Raw genomic sequence first — 18,896 nt, forward strand, 5'->3', positions numbered from 1 at the left:
GTTTTGCTTCTACTTTTTTACTTTTTTGCGCTTAAACTTCATAAAAAACTCATAGACAATTGGAACGATAATGAGCGTAAGCAGCGTAGAACTTGTTAGTCCTCCGATTACCGTAACCCCTAGCCCTTTTGAAATAAGGCCTCCACCTTCAAATCCAAACGCTAATGGAAGCAGTGCACCAATCGTTGCAATAGCTGTCATTAAGATCGGGCGAAGACGGGTCATTCCAGCTTCTAGTAACGCTTCACGCGTCGACAGACCCTCTTGCTCTTTATGAATCACGCGGTCAATCAGAACAATTGCATTGGTTACCACAATTCCAATCAGCATAAGAGCTCCAATCATCGAAGAAATGCTGATTGTTTCTCCAGAGATTAACAGCGCCACTAGTGCACCAATAAGTGTAAATGGAAGTGAGAATAAGATAGCAAACGGTGCTAGCCCTCCACCAAATGTCAGTACTAGTACGAAGTACACGATACCGATGGCTGCGAGCATAGCAATTCCTAATTGACTAAATGAGTCATTAATTTGCTCTGATGCTCCGCCAAAGTTAATATCCATATCACTTGGCAAATCAATTTTCTTCACTTCTTTTTGAACGTTAGAAGAAACGCCGCCTACATCGTCACTCTTAATATCGGCACTTACCTCTGCATAAATTTTATTATCACGGCGAGTTACCGTATTCGATGTTTTACCTTTTTTAATATCGACAACTTCATTTAATGTAACTTCCTGTCCAGTTTGAGAGGTCACTTTTGTGCTTGAAAGTTCGGCAAAAGTAGAGAAATCCTCTTTTTCTTTTGGAAGGTATACGTTAATTTCGTTTCCATCTTTTTGGATAGTCGTTAATACTTCACGCTGGCCAAGGTTCGAAATTTGCATGCCGATTTGACTAGCAGACAAGCCCAGTTTAGCGGCTTTCTTTTGATTCGGTACTAGCGTATATTCATCAAACGTATCTGAAAGCGTAGAATCGACATTTTTCAGTTCTTTATGCTTGTCTAAAACATGCTGAACTTTATCAGCATAAGGTTTGATTTCATCTAAGCTATCTCCGTAAATAAGGACGTTTAATGAATTATTGCTACCGCTAGACGCCGTATTCATTGAGCCCCATTCACCTTGATTCGCTTGTTTATTAAGAGCTTTTAATACTTTATCCTGCTCTTTATCAAAGTTTTGTGTATCCTCGTCATATTGCACAAATGTTAAAACGTTATTTTTGCTTCCCGGATTAAAAGAGTTACCTTCACCGAACGAATACTGAACCGTTTTGACACCCTCTCGCTTCATCAAGTACGCTTCTGCGCGATTTGCTGCTTTTTCTACGTCGCTTTGAGACTGTCCGGCTTTCGGTGTATACGTAAGCGTCAGCGTTTTTTCTTGATCGGATGATAAGAAGCTCACGCCAATAGAAGGAACTAAGAATAAACTTCCTACTAACAGTAGTACGGCTAACCCAAAGGAAATAAGCTTATGGTTTAGCGTCCAGTTCAAAATTCGCTTATATCCGTGCGCTAGTTTGCTTGGTTTTTCTTCTTTTACTTTTACATTTGTTTTAAATAACGAATGAGCAAGCATCGGCACGAGTGTTACCGCTACTAGCAGTGATGCTAACAGTGCAAAAACAACGGTTAACGCAAACGGTAAGAATAGCTCTCCTACCGGTCCTTCTACTAGACCTAACGGTAAGAATACGGCCACGGTTACGATTGTAGAAGAGAAAATTGGAACAAACATCTCTTTCGTTGCCGCGACAATTAAATCTTTTCCTTTAAGCTTTTCTTCCTGATAAGCCATGCGGCGGTAAATATTTTCAATAACGACAATGGAATCATCTACAACCCTTCCAATGGCTACAGTCATCGCTCCGAGCGTCATAATATTTAAAGAGATATCCATTGATTTGAGCGCTAAAATGGCGATTAATAACGAAAGCGGAATCGAAATAACGGCAATAATCGTTGAACGAATATCACGTAAAAATAAAAGAATAATAATAACCGCAAAGACCGCACCGATAATAGCTTTATTTAGCATCGTATGAACAGAATCTTCAATCGGTTTACCTTGATCAAAAATATTGTCAACGTGAAGGTCTTTGTTTTTCTTTTCTAGGCTATTCATTTTTTCTTTAATATCATTTACAACATTTACTGTGTTCGCATCCTTCGCTTTGACAACTTGTACAGCAATTGAAGGTTTTCCATTCGTGCGAGAAATAGATTCTGCTTTCCCCGTCACTTTAATATCCGCAATTTCTTTTAATTTCACAGTGGGAATAGAAGCTGCGGACGGCGCCTGCTGAACGGCTCCTTGTGTCTGCTGCTGGCTCATTCCTTGTTGCTGATCTCGAGCAGCTCCTTGACTAGGCACAGCTGGAATCTCTAAGTTTTCCAAATTTTTTTCTGTTGTCATCTTTCCGTCTACCACAACAGATTTTTGAGATCCATCCATCGTATACGTACCAGCCGGCACTTTTGCATCAGATGCTTGGATAAGCTTTTTCACCGTATCTTCATCGAGTCCCAGCTGCTTGAGCTTATCTTGTTTGAATACAAGTTCTGCTTCTTCAACTTGTTCTCCTGACACGCTGACCGAAGAAATCCCCTGCACTTTTTCAACTTGTGGAACAACAGTATTTTTTACATACTTCGTTAATTCTTCTAATGATTTTTTATCATCTGAAACGCTTAATGAAATAATCGGAAAATCACTAATGCTTTGTCTTGAAACATTTGGTTCCTCTACATCATCTGGCAGATCTACGTTTGAAAGAGCTCGTCTAACTTCGTCTTCTGCCTTCTCCATATCTTTACTAAAGCTATATTCAACTTGAATAGTAGCCATATTTTCATAAGAAGATGAGCTAACTGTGTCAACGCCGCTCAGTCCCTGAAGCTTTTGTTCAATCGGCTTACTCACCTTATCTGCCACTTGTTCCGGAGTGGCTCCCGGATAAGTTGCACTGACTGTTACAACAGGCGTTGAAATATCAGGAATGGTCTCTAGCTTCATATTAAACCCTGAATACAGCCCTGCAATAATGACAAATAGTGTTAACAGCCATACTGCAAATTTATTTTTCAATGAAAATTTAATAAACTTCCCCAATGCATATCCTCCTTCAAATATATGTATACTAATAAAATTGACTGATCGGTCACAACAACTTAAAATATAAATGACTAACCGGTCAGTGTCAACCCTAAGCAGGCTCTCTCCTAACATGTTCATAATAAAGACATATTTACGATAAATCGTTTTTTAAAGGAACTGACTCCCGGTTTTAACTTTGATATATACCTTTATCTTTTTTAGTGTATGATACTATTATCTAACGAAATGAATGGCTAAATTGTTCAATAAAGGAGGTAGAATACATGAAAGAAAAAGAAAAGAGAATAATTGAAGCTTCGATTAAGCTTTTTGCAAAAAAAGGATTTAATGCTACCTCTGTGCAAGAAATTGTAGATGAATGCAACATTTCAAAAGGTGCATTTTACCTGCACTTCAAATCTAAGGATGCACTTTTATTATCAATTCTAAACTTTTACTATGAAAAGCTGTTTAGCTCTGTTTATGCTCTCGACGAGGAAGTAAACGATGCCCGCAGCCGCTATATGAATCAGCTCATCTATTTCTATGAATTTATTACGGAGCACAGAGATTTTATTATCATGCAAATTCGTGAAAAATCTATTCCATTTAACAAAGAAGTGGAGACCTTTGTTCATAAAATGCAGCGAGAAACGTTTTACTTTCATCGCAAAAGCCTCGTTAGCGTATACGGAGAAGACGTAACTCCTTATATCTCGGATTTAACGAAAATGATTGAAGGTATTCATCATTCCTTTTTAGAAATTATTATCTTCAATCAATTCGAACTTACATTTAAAGAAGTAGCACAGTACATAATGGATCGAGTTGATGTATTAGTAGAAGATTTATTAGCTAGAAAACCTCGTCCCCTTATTCCTGCTTCTTTTGGTGAAGATATATATGGAAAGGAAAGAACGACTTTTCTCAGTAAAAATGAGCAGGTAAAACAAGCTCTTGAGGAAATTAAACATCTGCTAGACACCAGCGATCATATTTCTGATGAGCACGCAGACAGCTTTCACATTTTACAAACGGAGCTAAAAAAAGATAAGCCTACCGCTGCTATTGTAAAAGGCATGGTTGGAAATTTAACGGAACTTAAACCGTTGGAAGAACCGCTTAATCTTTTAACAGCCTTACTCCAACAAAAATAACAGAAGGCTTCAACAAGCCTTCTGTTATTTTTCTGCTTTTGAACTAGATACTCCCCCAGATAACACGAACTTCATTGCTTCTTCCGGCTTAATATCTAACCATTCAATTTCTTCTTTTGGAATCAAAAAAGTAAAACCAGCTACTTGAAAAGTTTGCGGAACATAGACGGCTACGTGGTCTTTTAACGAGTGAATCACCTCTTCTACTTCTTCGGAGGTCACAAACCCTATGACTTTCATTGACGTGCCGGGCATCATCACTAAAACTACTTTTGAAAAGGACTTTTTTTCTCCAAGAAAAGATTGAAGCGTATCTTTAATGACGATATATAGCGTTTTAACAAGCGGTATTCTTTCTAACAACCGGTCAATTAAGTTAATGATTTTCCCTGCAAAAAAACGAGTGGATAACCATCCTAAGAACGTAATTAAGACAAGAGTCGCTAAGATCCCAACCCCCGGTATATAATCCTGCTTCATGTAGGGCTTCAATACGTTTCCTAAAATGCTGTCTAAAAAATTAAACACTCTTACCAAAATATAAATAACGAGGATAATAGGAACAATCGTTAAGAGCCCATTAATAAAACTTTTTATGATTGCTTTCATGCAAACACCTCATTTTTTCTAACATACTGCTGTTCATTATACAATGGATTTATTTTCGCTGCCCCTCTTTATTCTTATTCACATACGTATAAACTAGCGACGTTTTATCAAAATAATAGATGGGTACATGAACATACATACTTATATATTTATTTTTTCGGAGGGATACAATTGGGACGTTTAGAATCAAAAATTGCTGTTATTACAGGGTCAAGCTCTGGCATAGGAAAAGCAACCGCTGAGCGCTTCGCGAAAGAAGGCGCGGTTGTTATTTGTGCCGATATTAATTTAGACGGTGTGAAAAAAGTAGCACAAGAAATTAAAGATGCTGGCGGTGAAGCCTACGCCTACTATATCGATGTAGCTGAAGAAGAAAAAGTAAAAGAATTCACAGCAGAAATTGAAAAGAAATTTGGTAAAGTGGACATTCTTTTTAATAATGCCGGTACAGACACAGAAGGCGGCAAGCTTCACGAATATCCAGTAGAACTTTGGGATCGCTTAATGTCGGTAGATTTACGCGGAACGTTTCTTGTAAGCAAATACGTTATTCCGCTGATGTTAGAAAATGGCGGATCGATTATTAATAATTCATCTGTGTCCGGACTGGCAGCAGACTTAGATCGTTCTGGCTATAACGCGGCGAAAGGTGCTATTACCAACCTAACAAGAACCATGGCAATTGACTACGCTCGTGAAGGTATTCGCGTTAACTCAATTGCTCCTGGAACAATCGAAACACCTCTTCTTGATGATTTATCAGGCGCTGAAGAAGGAAAAAAATTCAGAAAAGCATATGAATGGGTCGATCCGATGGGGCGTCTAGGAAAACCGGAAGAAGTAGCCGGTGCTGTATTATTTTTAGCATCTGATGACAGCTCATATGTGACAGGTGATTGCATTACTGTAGACGGCGGTCATATGGCGTATACGTGGCCTGGAAAAATGCTTTACGATAAAATGTGAGCATAAAATTAGCTCTATACCAGTAGGTATAGAGCTTTTCCGTTTGAATTTTTTCTTTAAAATAGACGTGACATTATGTCAAGACAAGTGTAAACTTAAAGCAAAATTCTTTGCTTCTAGGAGGAAGACATGAAAACAAAACAATTATCAGAACGTCAGCTTCTTGGCATCGCAGGGCTCGGGTGGCTCTTCGATGCAATGGATGTTGGCATTTTGTCTTTTATCATTGCAGCTCTTCACGCTGAATGGGGACTTTCCCCTACTGAAATGAGTTGGATAGGCAGCGTTAACTCGATCGGAATGGCGGTTGGAGCTTTGGTGTTTGGGTTACTGGCTGATCGAATTGGGCGAAAAACTGTTTTTATTGTAACTCTTGTTCTTTTTTCAGTGGCAAGCGGCCTTTCGGCTCTTACTACTACCCTTGCTGCTTTTTTAGTATTTCGATTTTTAATTGGAATGGGTTTAGGAGGAGAGCTGCCTGTTGCTTCTACACTTGTTTCTGAGACCGTGGCGCCGGAAAAACGCGGTAAAGTGGTCGTGCTGTTAGAAAGTTTTTGGGCGTTCGGTTGGCTACTGGCAGCGCTTATTTCTTATTTTGTAATCCCAGCTTACGGGTGGCAGCTAGCGCTTATCCTAACGGCTATTCCAGCGTTTTATGCCATTTATTTGCGCATTAAACTGCCCGATTCTCCTCAGTTTGTGGAAGCGACAAAAGAAAAGAAACCGTCGATTGCGGACAATGTAAGAAGCGTGTGGTCTAAGCCTTATCGTCAATCTACCATTATGCTCTGGGTTCTGTGGTTTTGCGTTGTATTTTCATATTACGGCATGTTTTTATGGCTACCTAGCGTCATGGTCATTAAAGGTTTTAGCTTGATCAAAAGCTTTGAATACGTATTGATTATGACATTAGCTCAACTGCCTGGCTATTATACGGCTGCTTGGTTTATTGAACGCATGGGCCGAAAATTCGTATTGGTCACATATCTGTTAGGTACGGCTGCCAGCGCATATATCTTCGGAAATGCGGAGTCACTTTGGCTGCTGCTAACAGCAGGTATGCTGTTGTCTTTCTTCAACTTAGGTGCTTGGGGTGCTTTATACGCGTATACACCTGAGCAATATCCGACATCTATCCGAGGCACAGGAGCTGGAATGGCTGCTTCTTTTGGACGAATTGGAGGAATTTTAGGGCCGCTGTTAGTTGGATATATGTCAACGCAAGGTATGTCTTTAACCGTTACGTTCTCAATCTTTTGTGGAGCTATTTTAATCGGTGTTGGTTCGGTTGTTTTTCTAGGAAAAGAAACCAAACAAAAGCAGCTCGTATAAACAAAGACGCTCTTTTAGAGCGTCTTTGTTGTGCTTATTATTTATTTTCTACCAGCTCTTTTTCATCTGCCTCTACTTCCACGTCACGCTGAGCGAATACTTTCTTGGCTACGCTTAAAGCATTTAACACGCGAGGGAAGCCTGTGTATGGGATTAATTGAATAATGCTCTCCACAATCTCCTTCGGCTTTAGTCCAGCTGTTAAACCTGTATTTAAATGCAGCTCAAGCTGAGGCTCTGTACCCTGAGTGACTAATGATGAAATGGTAACTAATGCTCGTTGCTTATTGGTTAGACCCGGTCGTGAATAAATGTCTCCATAGGCAAATTCAATAATATATTTCCCAACGTCAGGAGCTAGGTCTTTTAAGTCTTCTGTAATTTTTAAATGAGTTGAAATATCATCGTTACTCGTTAATGTATATTCCATTAATTTATCTAAACCTTTTTGATAACTATCTTGTGCCATGTAAAATCAACCTCCGTATTTTTTACTGACACCGCGCGGAATCAATGTTTGTTTTCTTGTATGTTTTCTACACTATCTACTTTAACGCACGTTCTCTCTTTCGTAAAATACATATATTCAATACAACATATGCATTTTATCTATATAAAGCAGAATGCTGTTCATTCATATAGTGAAGAAATTGCTTAGAGGCATATGAAATATACTTATCTTTTTTTAAAATCAATCCTAAATCCCATGAAATTGAAGGGTTAGTAATAGGAACTGCTTTTACAATAGAGGAATCTACTTTTGCCGCAATGGACTGTGGAAAGATAGATACTCCTAAGTTTTCGGCAATCATTTCACCAATAAAATCCCATTGAGAGCTCTCGTAAGCTACGTTAGGTTCAAATCCTGCTTGTTGACATGCATGAATAAGCCGGTCGTGAAGCGTAAAATCTTCATTAAATAAAATAAATTTCTCTTGGGCCAATTCATTAATTTCCACATGAGTTTTAGAGGCTAAAGGATGGGAATGGTGAACATATAAAAGCATTTTTTCAGAGATAAAAGGATTAATATCAAAAAGATGTTCATTTACCGGAAGCACCGCTACACCTAAGTCTAACTCTCCTTTTTCTACTGCTTTTTGAACACGATTGGCTCCGTATTCAATAAGTTTAATCGTAATATCTGGATAGAGCTGCTGAAACCCTTTGATAATCTTTGGAAAGAACAGAACTCCAATCAATGGAGGAATTCCAATTTTAATCATTCCTTTCTTCAGATTCATCACATCATATAAATAAGTCGATAGCTCATCAATGGATGCCATGACTTTTTGTCCTTGCGCATACACCACTTCCCCGGCATCCGTTAAATCAATCTGTCTTGCGGACCGATCAATTAATTCTACTTCCAATTCTTCTTCTAAGTTTTTCACCATTTTGCTCAAGGTCGGCTGTGAAATATGGAGACTTTGAGATGCTTTAGTAAAGCTCCTTAATTTAGCGACTTCTAAAAAATAATTAAGCTGACGAATATCCATCTCTGCTCCTCCTATAGATAAGGCGAATATCTTTTATATTTTTTATTCATTTTACCTATTATTTTTTAGGATATACAGTAAAAATATAAAGAAAAGATGGACACATAATAAATCAATTTAATCTAAATAAGGACAAATGGGATAAAGGCGCTGGTATGGACCGCTTGTGACACCGCTGTTGCTTTCCGCGGGCGACCGCTGAGCCTCCTCTTCACTTGCGCTCCTGCGGTGTCTCACCTGTTCCGCTTTTCCGGCAGGAGTCTTCGTCTTGCCCTCCAATCAACATCTAGAAGCTACTACATGCATGAAACCTACGCTTACCATAACATCAAAAAATCCGAACGATTCATCGTTCGGATATACCTTCACCTAAAATACTGTTGTCCCGTCTTCTTTTACGAATATGATTTAAAATGTTTTGGCTGCTTGTGCTGCTTGTTCTAGACCACTTTCAATAATTTCTTGCCCACGATCTGGAAACTGATTATGTCCCTCAATAATAACAGAGTTCACATCCGTGATTCCAAAGAATTGAAGTACGCTGCTGACATATTTAACGGCCATTTCGACCTCAGCTGCTGGACCTTCTGAATACACTCCGCCTCGCGCGTTTAATAACATCACTTTTTTATCGCCTAGTAATCCCACCGGACCTTCGGGCGTATACTTAAACGTTTTGCCTGCTTGATTTAAATAATCAAGGTACGTATGAAGCACGGCTGGCACAGTAAAATTCCAAAGCGGAAAGGCAATAACAATTTTATCTGCTCTCACAAATTGTTCTAAGTAGGAATTAGCAGTTTCTGCTGCTTTGTTTTCCGCTGCCGTCACTTCTAGCCCTCTTGCTAATTTAAACTGACCGTTTATCATGTCGGCACCTAAATAAGGAAGTTCTTCTTTAAACAAATTTAGCTCTATTATTTCTTCATCTTGATGCGATTGTTGATAGCTTTTTAAAAATGCATCATATAATTTCATGCTAACCGCTTCACTTGCCGATCTGTCATTTGCTTTTATAAAAAGAGTATAACTCATACTAAAACCTCCACTGATTGTTCATACTCTTATTTTATTCGCTTTTTTCGTGCGTTTCGAACGACTTTATAATGAAATACCTTCATACTTTAGTCTGAAAAATCCTATATTAGATTTTTATTAAAGAGCAAAAAAACAAATTGATAACGATAATCATTATCATTAAAATTAGAGAGAATTTAATTATTACTATCATTTAAAGTAAGGGGAGCTTTTTATGTGGTCGAGTTTGGCTTTGTCGCTTCGTGAAGGTTTAGAAGCCTCACTTATTATTGGAATTATTTTAGCTCATGTTACAAAAATTGGCCGAAAAGACTTAAAGTATTCCGTCTTCATTGGCGCTGCTGCTGGCCTTATTTTCAGCTTAGTATTTGGCTTTATTGGCTTTAATGAGGCGAGAGAGTTAGAAGAAGAGTCAGAAGAAATTTTTGAAGGAGTCATGATGCTTTTAGCTGCAGGTCTTATCGCTTACTTTATTCTGTGGTTGCATCGGAGCAAAGAAATGACATCTTCGGTTACATCAAAAATTTCCAGAAGCTCTTCCAAATGGGGATTAATCGTTTTAGCCTTTTTATCTGTCTTTCGTGAAGGAACAGAACTAATTATTTTTAATCTGACACAAGTGAATCAACACGCCTCTTCTATTGTATTCGGCAGTATAAGTGGCATTTTGCTGGCCATCGTTATTACATACATTCTGTTCAAAACAGCTATTAAGCTGAACCTGTGGATTATTTTTAAAGCGCTTGGTGTTTTCCTTATTTTTATTGGAGGAGAGTTATGCGGTGAAGGTTTGGTTAAGCTATTTGAAGCTGGTGGAGAACCCCTTGAAATAATTGGATTTAGTGTATTTACAGTTGCATCACTGTATCTATTCTTCCAAACGGAGTTAAAAAAATTAAGAGTAAGAAAACAAAAATCAGCATCATAATCCCACAAAAGCCGCCTAACGGCGGCTTTCTCAGTTTGTAGATGAAACGGGAAGGTGAATCACAACTTCCGTCCCTTGTTCTTCTTCACTTTTAATAAAAATCTCGCCTTTATGCTGACGGACAATAGTTTGTGCAATCGACAGTCCAAGCCCCGTTCCTCCCGTAGCTCTGCTTCTGGCTTTATCGACTCGATAGAAACGTTCAAAAATATGTGCAAGATCTTCTTTTGGAATGCCAATTCCATAGTCTTTTACTTTGATAATGACATCTTCCTGCTTTTTTTCAACGGTCACTTCAATTTTATCCGTACTGTATTTAATTGCATTATCAAGCAAAATAATCAATACTTGCTTCATTTTTAGTTCATCCACTTCAATCATAATGGGCGTTTGATCATAATGAAGAACTAATTCTCTTTTGTATACCTGCTGCAGCTGCTTAACGATTTGTTCAAAAATAAGAACAAGATCTGTTTGCTTCAGATCAAGCGTTTGTTCTTTTTCCACACTTGCCAGATCAAGCAGCGTTTCAATCATTTTTTGCATTTTGGTTGCTTCGGCATAGATAGTGTCGATCGCATCGAGCGTAATTTCTTCATTTTTAATCCCTCTTCTTCTTAATAAATTAGAATAACTGCGAATAACGGTTAGAGGGGTTTTTAATTCATGAGAAGCATCGGAAACAAACTGATTTTGCTTTTCAATATTTTCTCGCAAGCGGTCAATCATATGATTAAAGGTAACGGTCATCCCCTGCAGTTCATCTCTCGTTTCGGTTTGAATGAGGACTTTTTTAGGAACACCGCTCTCTTCGATCTCTTTCATCGTTGTGACCATATTTTTAATAGGATGCATAATGACGCGTGATAACCATCTTCCTCCTAAAAGAGACAGTAAAATGGACACAAGCGAACAAAAAATCAAAATTGATAGCAAAATATCTTTACGGGTTTCAAAACCAGTCAGGAGCTCACCAATCTCAAGCGTTTCAACGACTTGATTATTGACTTTGACAGGCATGCGAATAACCAATACTTGCTTTTCTCTGATTTTGCGAAGTTTCACCTTTTTTTTCTTTGAAAATTCGGGCTTAATTTTCACCAGATGAGGATCATTTGATACCTGGTTAATGACCGTAGAATTTTCTGAGACTGTTCGGATAAATGAATGGTTGGTCAAATAAAATTTTAGTAACTCCGGCGAGAGCTCCACGGAATGATCTTGCTGACCTTTTTGAATAATCTCGCGTGCTTTTTCGAATAAAATGTCCTGTTCCATATTCACGGTAGATTTAGTAAAGGAGAAAAAAACAACGATGTTCATGATTAATAAAATAACCACTAGCCATGCTGTTGTCAGTAAATTAATCTTCGTCGTGATCTTCATGTTTCTCCTCTTTCATCATATATCCTACGCCCCGCACCGTATGAATGAGAGAAGTAGAAAAACCTTCATCTACTTTTTTTCTTAAGTGGCGAATATACACATCAATTACGTTTGTTTCTCCTTCATATTCATAGCCCCAAACGTTTGTGAGAATTCCTTCTCTCGTGACAATTTTATTTTTATTCGTAAGCAAATACACGACTAAATCATACTCTTTCGGTGTCAACGTAATGGATTCATTGTTTCTTAGGACTTCCCTTGTTTCAAGATTAATGGTCAAATCACTTATCGTTAAGAGCTCCGCTTCAGCTTCTTTCGTTCCTGATGCTTCTACGAGCGAACGATAGCGAATACAAGAGCGAACCCGTGCTAACAGTTCTTCAATTTCAAACGGTTTTGTAACATAATCATTAGCCCCTTGGTCTAAGCCCATTACCTTATCCAGCGTCGTATTTCTGGCAGTTAATAAAATAACTGGCGTAAATACTTCCGCTTTCCGAAGTCTTCTTAACACCTCAATACCACTCAGACTTGGAAGCATCACGTCTAGCAAAATGAGGTCATATTGAGCGGATGTTGCCGTCTCTAACCCCGCTTTCCCGTCGTACTCAACATCTACTTCATAATCTTCAAATTCCAATTCAATCTTTAACACTTTCGCAATTTGCGCTTCATCTTCCACAATTAAAATTTTCTCTTTCATGTTATACACCTCTCACCAAATGTCTTAAGTGAAAGAATAGCTTCTTTAGATAAAAAAACAACACCTTTTTCAAAAGATGTTTGTTTTTTTATCTAAACCCTACTTTTTCAACATACTTGTCTTTTAGCTTATCCTTATTGTTTGTAAACATGAATGTTTTACGCATGAAGACCAATCGTTTGCTTTTCGCCTAAAATCCAATTGACTACTGCTAAAAGTTCTTCAGGCGTTTGTGCTTCGATTTCTTTATGGTAAGCAGCAATCGCGTTATATAATGTGCTCATTTTATCAGCATCCTGCAGCACTGCCTGCAGCTGACTTTCTAACGATTGATCCGCCTTTAGTTCTTGAACTAAGTTTCGTTCTGTTAAATAGCGTAAATTCACTTCTTCTTGACCTGGTAAAGCAGAATGAACAAAAATCGGTAAATTCTTGCGAAGAGCTTCACTGACCGTGATACCACCTGGCTTTGTTACAATAGCATCCACTTGTTCATACAGTTCATTCATTTCTGTGCGTGATGAAATGTATGGAATCGGTGTAACGTGCTGTAATTCCCATCCCTTGATTTCTTCATATAGCTTTTGATTTTTGCCGCATAAGATAAAGTAATGAAAATGGCTCGCACCTTTTAAATCATTGTAGAAATCCATAATATTGCCTAAACCGCTGCTGCCTCCAGCAATTAAAATATTTCGATTACCAGGATGCTTAAATGTTCTTGTTTTTGTTATTTCTTCATGTACCGGTATTCCTGTGACCATCATATTTTGAAGTGGAATTTCACTTTGAGCACGAAGTCCTTTTTTTACTTCTTCACTAGGGAGAAAGTGAAAATCAATCTCTTCTTTTCCCCATAAATTATTAATAAAGAAATCCGTGTAGACATTTATAATAGGTACATCGCACTTGCCTTTTGCTTTTAATTGACTGAGCAAATAAGAAGGAAACCCATGTGTGCATATAATTAAATCCGGATTTTCTTCTTTAACTAAGTGCTCCATTTTTTTTGCGAATACGTGATGATACCATTTGAATGAATGAACAGGCGGTTCATAAAAGAGATGTTTGTATGCCATATTGTACGTTTCTGGAGCATAACGAATCCATTTCAAATATGTGCCTGTGACCACTTTTTCTAATAGTTCGTTTGTATAGCTTAATAAATCTATTTTTTTATAACAAATATTTGTTGTTCTTCTTTCCAATATATCCATTAACGCCTCTGCCACTTGATGATGGCCAGAAGGCATTTTTAGAAGAGGTAAAAATAAAACCTTTTTCAACTGTTTCATCTCCTATTCTAAAAGCAGTTTCTTCCTCTCCTTTTTATATCATTAAATGTCCTTAAATTTCGGATTTTAATTGATTTTTAATGTGAAATTCATCGTTTTTTTAGAGTGTCAATCTAAACTAAGAGTGAAAAGTACTGCATAAGGAGAAAACAAATGAACCTCAATTACGAAGTATTTCAATGGATTAATTCGTTTGCTGGTGAATCCAGCGCAATGGATTCTGTAATGATTATCATCACGAATAGCGTTCCTTATTTTATAATGGCTTGTTTGCTTTTGCTTTGGTTTAGCGGAAAAACAGAAAGAACAATTTATCACCGTTATACGGCTTTATACATGTTGTTTACAATTGTACTTTCTCTATGTATCAATGAGGTCATTCACCTGGTGTATTACCACCCACGTCCGTTTGTGACTCATCACGTTCATAAGCTGATTCCGCACCCGGCTAATTCATCTTTTGTGAGTGATCATTCGATTTTAGTCTTTTCTGCTGCTTGGATCATGTGGTTACGAAAAAACAAATGGAGAAGCATCATTTTTATATGGGCTGTCATTTCTGGCCTTTCACGTATTTACGTAGGCGTTCACTATCCAGCAGATGTACTTGGAGGCATGGTGATTGCGGGAGCTATCGGATGCTTTATTATATACGTTTCAGCTAAAACAACTCCTCTTATTCAGCGATTATTCTGGATTCACGATTTGATTATCAAGCGTATTCCGTTTCTATCTTCCTATACACATGAACAAATTAGCAAAAAAAATCATTCAGCTTAAAGAGGCTGAGGCAAAAATAGTTTAGCTGAAATGAAAAACGAATTACTAATCAAACAGTTTGATTAGTGGTTCGTTTTTTTTGTTATGGTGAACGTAGATTTTATCTGTTTCGTTCCTTCCAGCAGTTGATTGGAGGGCAAGGCGAAGACTCTTGCGGGAACAGTGGAACAGGTGAGACCCCCGCAGGAGCGCAAGCGACGAGGAGGCTCAGCGGCCGCTCGCGGAAAGCGAAGCCTTGCACGGAAATCAACTGCGGTCGAGCAAGCAGTCCAGATTACATATCCAGATTGTTCACCTTTCAATGGGATTCATTTCGTTACGTCTCAGCCTCTTTTTTTATTATTTTTAAAAAACAAAGTTCACTTTCTTGACTTTCACTTTTATTTATTTTATATTAGTTGATGTATCAAACATTGATGTATCAAATATTAATTCATCAATAAATATCATAGAAAAAGGGAGCGACTTTCTTGTCACATTCATGTTCTGAAAAAGCAAATGTTCTGTATGCTCTGCAAGAAGTTAATAAACAAATTAATCAAAAGTTTGAGCATTGTACCGGTGTTAGCCAATCACGTCTTGATATTTTACATCAGCTTTATGAAACAGGTGAAATGAGTCAAAAGGCGCTTCAACAGCAAGTAAACATTGACAATGCTGCAATTACAAGGCATTTAAAGCAGCTCGAAGAAAGAGATGTTGTATCACGCCGTAAAAACCCTGATGACAACCGCGTAACATTTGTAAAGCTTACGAAAAGCGGACATGAAAAAATCGGTGCATTTCGAAACGAAAAAGCTCGCTTTATTGATGAAGCATTTAAAGATTTCAGCGAAGAAGAACAGCTGGTGCTTTCCAAAATGCTTGAGCGTTTAAAAGTAAACATTTCGGCCATTGAACGGTCATAACATTTTTAACATAAAGGAGAGTTCATCATGACGCAAACAAAAACACTAAACAATGATTTCCAAGATATTATTACAGGGCGCAGATCTATTCGTTATTACGACCCATCTGTCAAAATCAGCCGTGAAGAAATGAAAGAAATTTTAACAGAAGCGACGCTAGCTCCATCTTCTGTTAATGCACAGCCTTGGCGCTTTCTAGTAATTGATAGCCCTGAAGGAAAGGCAACATTAGCTCCGCTTGCTAAATTTAATCAATCACAAGTAGAAACATCAGCAGCTGTTATTGCGATTTTCGGCGATTTAAAAAGTGAAGAAAATTTAGATGAAATTTACGATAAAGCTGTTGAACTAGGCTATATGCCACAAGAAATTAGAGACATGCAAATCCCTAAAATCAAAGCGCACTACGCAGCTGCTTCTGAAGAATTAAATAAAGAAACAGTATTAATTGACGGCGGTTTAGTATCCATGCAGTTAATGCTTGCTGCACGTGCTCACGGTTATGATACAAACGCTATTGGCGGTTATGAAAAAGATCAAATTGCCGAAGCATTCGGTTTAGACAAAGATCGTTATGCGCCGGTTATGTTACTTTCAATCGGCAAAGCAGCAAATAGCGGTTACCCGTCTGTACGTTTACCAATCGAAAAAGTAGCTCAATTTAGATAATAAAAAAAGGTGCTGTGTATTCAGCACCTTTTTTTATCCTCCACTAACGGGCGGAATAAATGCGACGGTATCTCCCGTTCCAATGGCTTCTTCATCTGTTACAAACTCTTCGTTGACTGCTGTCATCGTTTGCTCCAGAGAGGAAAGCTTATACGTTTTTTGTACATATTCCTTTAATTCCTTCACTGTTATATCTTGCTTATCAACTGTTACTTGTTCCACTCCAGCCTCTTCACGTATAGCAGCAAAAAATAAGACGTTAATCATTTTCACATCTCCTTCAATGGCTTTCCTTCAGGATATTCTTTCGTTTCTAACTGATCTCCAATCCATTTTGTTCCGTCTTCCCAAAATTCTTTTTTCCAAATTGGCACAATTTGCTTAATGCGTTCAATAGCATACTCGTTTGCTTCATAAGCTGTTTTGCGATGCGGAGAAGAAACGGCAATAACTACTGCGACTTCTGTTATATCAAGCTTCCCGATTCGGTGAGTAATAGCTGTCAACGCATCGGGCCACTTTTCCTGAATTTCGTCACCAATTTGGCTAAGCATTTTCACTGCCATTGGCACATAGGCTTGATATTCAAGAGAGAGCGTCTTCTTGCCTTTTGTAAATTCTCTTACCGTTCCAATAAATGTCGTAATAGCTCCCGCGTCTCTTCTAGAAACTTTTTTAATTATTTCATCTACAGCAATTGGCTGATTTACTACTTCAAATAAGTGCTGGTTCATCTTCTTTCCCCCACTTCTTTCAATAAAAAATTAAGATAAAGTTCGTCTTCTTGTAAGTGAAATATTGGATATGCTCCCTGCACTTCTTTTTTTAGCGGAACGTGACTAATCACGCATATAATATTGGTTAGAGAGGAAAGCAGAACAAGATCTTCTTCACTTCGAATCAAGACTGCTTTTGGATAGGATTCTTTTTTATATCCTTCAACAAAAATGACATCTGGCGAGAAAAATTGATAAAAATCAATCAGCTTTTTTAGGCTCCAGTCTTTACTAGCTGCCGTAAGCTGAAGGATTCCACCTCCCTCTACACCTGCCACATCGGCACCTGCTTGCTGGTGGCGATGACTGTCTTTTAGCTCACTGCTGCTATCTGGAGGTCCGCCGTGTCCATGATGCTTAATAGAACCTACACATAGATTGAATTGCTTCGCTCTTTTAATGAGCTTTTCCACTAAAGTAGTTTTTCCGCTGTTTTGAAATCCAACTACTTGTAAAACGGTACAACAAGCTACCAAGGCCATTCACTTCCCCGCACGTCATCTAGCAATAAGACGTCAACCAGCATTCCTTCTTTGTATCCTCTCGTCCCTCCAGGAAATATAATTAATGTATCTGCATGAGCTAAAGAAGAAACAGCACTAGATTTTGTAAAGCTTAATGGAGAAGCAATGAGCTGTCCTTCCCTGTATGAAAGCCTGCCAGATACAAATCGCATAAAAGGATTTGGCTTTAAAAAGTCTTTTCCTAACAAAGCTTTTTCTTTCCGAAGATGAGGGGTTCTTTTACCCGCATATGTACTGATTACCGGACGAGCCAGAAGTTCAAAACCGACATAGCACGCTGTAGGATTTCCCGAGAGGCCAAATAAAAGCTTTTCTTCCATACGAGCAACCGTTGTTACACTGCCTGGTCTCATTGCTATTTTATTAAAAAGAACTTCGGCTTGTAATTGTTTATAAACATCTGGTAGATAATCATAGTCTCCTACTGAAACGCCGCCCGTTGTAATCAGCATGTCCACTTCTGATAGTGCAGCTTTTACCGCATTGTAGCACTGACTTAAATCATCAGGCATAATACCAAAATAGTTCACTTCGCCTCCAGCTTTTTCAATTTGCGCACGCAGCATATGAGCATTGCTATTACGAATTTTGCCCCGTTCAACAGGATCACTCACTTCCACTAGTTCACTTCCAGTTGCAAGTAATCCAACTACAGGTTTTTTGAAGACAGCTACGTCACTATAGCCAAATGTGGCTAAAAGAGCTGCTACTCCCGGAGTGATATACGTTCCTTTTGAAGCTAACACAGTGTCTTTTGTTGTTTCTTCTCCTTGAAAAGAAATGTTATCTCCGCTGTTAAACGAACGCTTGATTTGAACGATCGGCTGATTGTCTTTCGTATATTCTTTTGTTACTTCAAGCATTGCAACCGCATCGCAGCCTTTAGGAATAGGAGCTCCTGTCATAATACGCACAGCCTGCATCGCGCTGACTGTATGTTCAAAAACAGAACCCGCTCCTATTTCTCCTCGAACAGCCAGTTCTACTGGATGAAGTGATGATGCTTCTTTCGTATCTTGTGACCGAACGGCAAAACCATCATATGGAGAACGATCAAAAGCAGGAATATCATGATCTGCTATTAAATCTTCAGCTAAAAATCTGCCGTGAGCTTCTTCAAGCGCAATGATTTCTTGCTTTCTGTTTTTTGCATACTGCATCACTCGTCCAACGCATTCTCCGACAGGGATAGGAGTTCGCTTTTCTCTCATTCTTTTCACT

General features: G+C 38.3%; 20 protein-coding genes. 8 read left to right on the top strand and 12 right to left on the bottom strand.

The window, feature by feature from the left end:
* Nucleotides 1-9: 9 nt before the first annotated feature.
* A complete protein-coding gene (locus tag ACFX4G_RS15150) occupies nucleotides 10-3,120 on the bottom strand; it encodes an efflux RND transporter permease subunit (protein WP_377575523.1) in 3,111 nt (1,036 codons plus the stop codon).
* Nucleotides 3,121-3,389: 269 nt separating this feature from the next.
* Between ACFX4G_RS15150 and ACFX4G_RS15155 the strand changes: the two genes are divergently transcribed.
* Nucleotides 3,390-4,262 (top strand): TetR/AcrR family transcriptional regulator, encoded by an 873-nt coding sequence (locus ACFX4G_RS15155; protein ID WP_013085359.1) that lies wholly within the window; start codon nucleotides 3,390-3,392, stop codon nucleotides 4,260-4,262.
* Nucleotides 4,263-4,286: 24 nt separating this feature from the next.
* Here the strand turns inward: ACFX4G_RS15155 and ACFX4G_RS15160 are convergent, their stop codons facing one another.
* A complete protein-coding gene (locus tag ACFX4G_RS15160) occupies nucleotides 4,287-4,871 on the bottom strand; it encodes a DUF502 domain-containing protein (protein ID WP_043977273.1) in 585 nt (194 codons plus the stop codon).
* Nucleotides 4,872-5,042: 171 nt separating this feature from the next.
* Between ACFX4G_RS15160 and ACFX4G_RS15165 the strand changes: the two genes are divergently transcribed.
* Together ACFX4G_RS15165 and ACFX4G_RS15170 are read left to right on the top strand one after the other, a co-directional pair.
* The gene (locus tag ACFX4G_RS15165; protein ID WP_025752640.1) at nucleotides 5,043-5,837 is read left to right on the top strand and encodes an SDR family oxidoreductase; all 795 of its coding nucleotides are present in this window, start codon (nucleotides 5,043-5,045) and stop codon (nucleotides 5,835-5,837) included.
* Between the two features lie 129 nt (nucleotides 5,838-5,966).
* On the top strand, nucleotides 5,967-7,169 hold the full coding sequence (locus tag ACFX4G_RS15170) for an MFS transporter (RefSeq protein ID WP_377575526.1): 1,203 nt from the start codon (nucleotides 5,967-5,969) through the stop codon (nucleotides 7,167-7,169).
* Nucleotides 7,170-7,206: 37 nt separating this feature from the next.
* Here the strand turns inward: ACFX4G_RS15170 and ACFX4G_RS15175 are convergent, their stop codons facing one another.
* The 3 genes from ACFX4G_RS15175 to ACFX4G_RS15185 all read right to left on the bottom strand — a co-directional run bounded on the left by ACFX4G_RS15175 (nucleotide 7,207) and on the right by ACFX4G_RS15185 (nucleotide 9,703).
* On the bottom strand, nucleotides 7,207-7,638 hold the full coding sequence (locus ACFX4G_RS15175) for a carboxymuconolactone decarboxylase family protein (protein ID WP_377575529.1): 432 nt from the start codon (nucleotides 7,636-7,638) through the stop codon (nucleotides 7,207-7,209).
* A gap of 136 nt (nucleotides 7,639-7,774) precedes the next feature.
* The gene (locus tag ACFX4G_RS15180) at nucleotides 7,775-8,668 is read right to left on the bottom strand and encodes a LysR substrate-binding domain-containing protein (protein WP_230183992.1); all 894 of its coding nucleotides are present in this window, start codon (nucleotides 8,666-8,668) and stop codon (nucleotides 7,775-7,777) included.
* Nucleotides 8,669-9,076: 408 nt separating this feature from the next.
* Nucleotides 9,077-9,703 (bottom strand): FMN-dependent NADH-azoreductase, encoded by a 627-nt coding sequence (locus ACFX4G_RS15185; protein ID WP_043977282.1) that lies wholly within the window; start codon nucleotides 9,701-9,703, stop codon nucleotides 9,077-9,079.
* A 217-nt stretch (nucleotides 9,704-9,920) separates the two neighbouring features.
* Here ACFX4G_RS15185 and ACFX4G_RS15190 point away from each other — a divergent pair, with 217 nt between their 5' ends.
* Nucleotides 9,921-10,634, top strand: a complete 714-nt coding sequence (locus ACFX4G_RS15190) for an FTR1 family iron permease (RefSeq protein ID WP_043977283.1) — start codon at nucleotides 9,921-9,923, stop codon at nucleotides 10,632-10,634.
* Nucleotides 10,635-10,664: 30 nt separating this feature from the next.
* Here the strand turns inward: ACFX4G_RS15190 and ACFX4G_RS15195 are convergent, their stop codons facing one another.
* The 3 genes from ACFX4G_RS15195 to ACFX4G_RS15205 form a co-directional block, all read right to left on the bottom strand.
* The gene (locus tag ACFX4G_RS15195; RefSeq protein ID WP_097824871.1) at nucleotides 10,665-12,020 is read right to left on the bottom strand and encodes a sensor histidine kinase; all 1,356 of its coding nucleotides are present in this window, start codon (nucleotides 12,018-12,020) and stop codon (nucleotides 10,665-10,667) included.
* Nucleotides 11,998-12,723, bottom strand: coding sequence for a response regulator transcription factor (locus tag ACFX4G_RS15200; RefSeq protein ID WP_013059676.1), 726 nt, complete (start codon nucleotides 12,721-12,723; stop codon nucleotides 11,998-12,000). Before ACFX4G_RS15200 ends, ACFX4G_RS15195 begins: the two co-directional genes overlap by 23 nt.
* 158 nt (nucleotides 12,724-12,881) lie before the next feature.
* Entirely contained in the window at nucleotides 12,882-14,009 is a 1,128-nt protein-coding gene (locus ACFX4G_RS15205) for an MGDG synthase family glycosyltransferase (RefSeq protein WP_377575533.1), read from the bottom strand.
* 162 nt (nucleotides 14,010-14,171) lie between these two features.
* On the opposite strand from ACFX4G_RS15205, the gene ACFX4G_RS15210 reads away from it, so the two are divergent.
* The 4 genes from ACFX4G_RS15210 (at nucleotide 14,172) to ACFX4G_RS15225 (ending at nucleotide 16,375) form a co-directional block, all read left to right on the top strand.
* Nucleotides 14,172-14,798 (top strand): undecaprenyl-diphosphatase, encoded by a 627-nt coding sequence (locus tag ACFX4G_RS15210; protein ID WP_043977288.1) that lies wholly within the window; start codon nucleotides 14,172-14,174, stop codon nucleotides 14,796-14,798.
* 162 nt (nucleotides 14,799-14,960) lie between these two features.
* Nucleotides 14,961-15,200, top strand: coding sequence for a hypothetical protein (locus ACFX4G_RS15215; protein ID WP_377575736.1), 240 nt, complete (start codon nucleotides 14,961-14,963; stop codon nucleotides 15,198-15,200).
* 68 nt (nucleotides 15,201-15,268) lie between these two features.
* Nucleotides 15,269-15,706, top strand: a complete 438-nt coding sequence (locus ACFX4G_RS15220; RefSeq protein ID WP_274156995.1) for a MarR family winged helix-turn-helix transcriptional regulator — start codon at nucleotides 15,269-15,271, stop codon at nucleotides 15,704-15,706.
* Between the two features lie 27 nt (nucleotides 15,707-15,733).
* Complete coding sequence (locus ACFX4G_RS15225; protein ID WP_340448299.1) at nucleotides 15,734-16,375, top strand: nitroreductase family protein; 642 nt, start codon at nucleotides 15,734-15,736, stop codon at nucleotides 16,373-16,375.
* Nucleotides 16,376-16,408: 33 nt separating this feature from the next.
* On the opposite strand, the gene moaD is transcribed toward ACFX4G_RS15225, so the two are convergent.
* Genes moaD through ACFX4G_RS15245 form a run of 4 tightly spaced genes read right to left on the bottom strand, consistent with a single transcriptional unit; the run spans nucleotide 16,409 to nucleotide 18,886 of the window.
* The gene (gene moaD / locus ACFX4G_RS15230) at nucleotides 16,409-16,642 is read right to left on the bottom strand and encodes a molybdopterin converting factor subunit 1 (protein WP_050688936.1); all 234 of its coding nucleotides are present in this window, start codon (nucleotides 16,640-16,642) and stop codon (nucleotides 16,409-16,411) included.
* Nucleotides 16,643-16,644: 2 nt separating this feature from the next.
* Complete coding sequence (locus tag ACFX4G_RS15235) at nucleotides 16,645-17,109, bottom strand: molybdenum cofactor biosynthesis protein MoaE (RefSeq protein ID WP_025752620.1); 465 nt, start codon at nucleotides 17,107-17,109, stop codon at nucleotides 16,645-16,647.
* Nucleotides 17,106-17,633 carry a molybdopterin-guanine dinucleotide biosynthesis protein B gene (mobB, locus tag ACFX4G_RS15240; protein WP_237075057.1) on the bottom strand — a complete coding sequence of 176 codons (528 nt, stop codon included), beginning with the start codon at nucleotides 17,631-17,633 and terminating at the stop codon, nucleotides 17,106-17,108. Before mobB ends, ACFX4G_RS15235 begins: the two co-directional genes overlap by 4 nt.
* Nucleotides 17,621-18,886 (bottom strand): molybdopterin molybdotransferase MoeA, encoded by a 1,266-nt coding sequence (locus ACFX4G_RS15245; RefSeq protein ID WP_097824874.1) that lies wholly within the window; start codon nucleotides 18,884-18,886, stop codon nucleotides 17,621-17,623. Before ACFX4G_RS15245 ends, mobB begins: the two co-directional genes overlap by 13 nt.
* Nucleotides 18,887-18,896: the final 10 nt, after the last annotated feature.

Source organism: Priestia sp. YIM B13486, from assembly GCF_042787865.1.
In the GTDB taxonomy this organism is placed as follows: Bacteria; Bacillota; Bacilli; order Bacillales; family Bacillaceae_H; genus Priestia; species Priestia megaterium.

Excerpts from the sequence above, each read along its gene's own strand:
- ACFX4G_RS15155 (WP_013085359.1), top strand. The coding sequence starts at position 3,390 with ATGAAAGAAAAAGAAAAGAGAATAATTGAAGCTTCGATTAAGCTTTTT.
- ACFX4G_RS15160 (WP_043977273.1), bottom strand. The coding sequence starts at position 4,871 with ATGAAAGCAATCATAAAAAGTTTTATTAATGGGCTCTTAACGATTGTT.
- ACFX4G_RS15170 (WP_377575526.1), top strand. The coding sequence starts at position 5,967 with ATGAAAACAAAACAATTATCAGAACGTCAGCTTCTTGGCATCGCAGGG.
- ACFX4G_RS15175 (WP_377575529.1), bottom strand. The coding sequence starts at position 7,638 with ATGGCACAAGATAGTTATCAAAAAGGTTTAGATAAATTAATGGAATAT.
- ACFX4G_RS15180 (WP_230183992.1), bottom strand. The coding sequence starts at position 8,668 with ATGGATATTCGTCAGCTTAATTATTTTTTAGAAGTCGCTAAATTAAGG.
- ACFX4G_RS15185 (WP_043977282.1), bottom strand. The coding sequence starts at position 9,703 with ATGAGTTATACTCTTTTTATAAAAGCAAATGACAGATCGGCAAGTGAA.
- ACFX4G_RS15190 (WP_043977283.1), top strand. The coding sequence starts at position 9,921 with ATGTGGTCGAGTTTGGCTTTGTCGCTTCGTGAAGGTTTAGAAGCCTCA.
- ACFX4G_RS15195 (WP_097824871.1), bottom strand. The coding sequence starts at position 12,020 with ATGAAGATCACGACGAAGATTAATTTACTGACAACAGCATGGCTAGTG.
- ACFX4G_RS15200 (WP_013059676.1), bottom strand. The coding sequence starts at position 12,723 with ATGAAAGAGAAAATTTTAATTGTGGAAGATGAAGCGCAAATTGCGAAA.
- ACFX4G_RS15210 (WP_043977288.1), top strand. The coding sequence starts at position 14,172 with ATGAACCTCAATTACGAAGTATTTCAATGGATTAATTCGTTTGCTGGT.
- ACFX4G_RS15225 (WP_340448299.1), top strand. The coding sequence starts at position 15,734 with ATGACGCAAACAAAAACACTAAACAATGATTTCCAAGATATTATTACA.
- moaD (WP_050688936.1), bottom strand. The coding sequence starts at position 16,642 with ATGATTAACGTCTTATTTTTTGCTGCTATACGTGAAGAGGCTGGAGTG.
- ACFX4G_RS15235 (WP_025752620.1), bottom strand. The coding sequence starts at position 17,109 with ATGAACCAGCACTTATTTGAAGTAGTAAATCAGCCAATTGCTGTAGAT.
- mobB (WP_237075057.1), bottom strand. The coding sequence starts at position 17,633 with ATGGCCTTGGTAGCTTGTTGTACCGTTTTACAAGTAGTTGGATTTCAA.
- ACFX4G_RS15245 (WP_097824874.1), bottom strand. The coding sequence starts at position 18,886 with ATGAGAGAAAAGCGAACTCCTATCCCTGTCGGAGAATGCGTTGGACGA.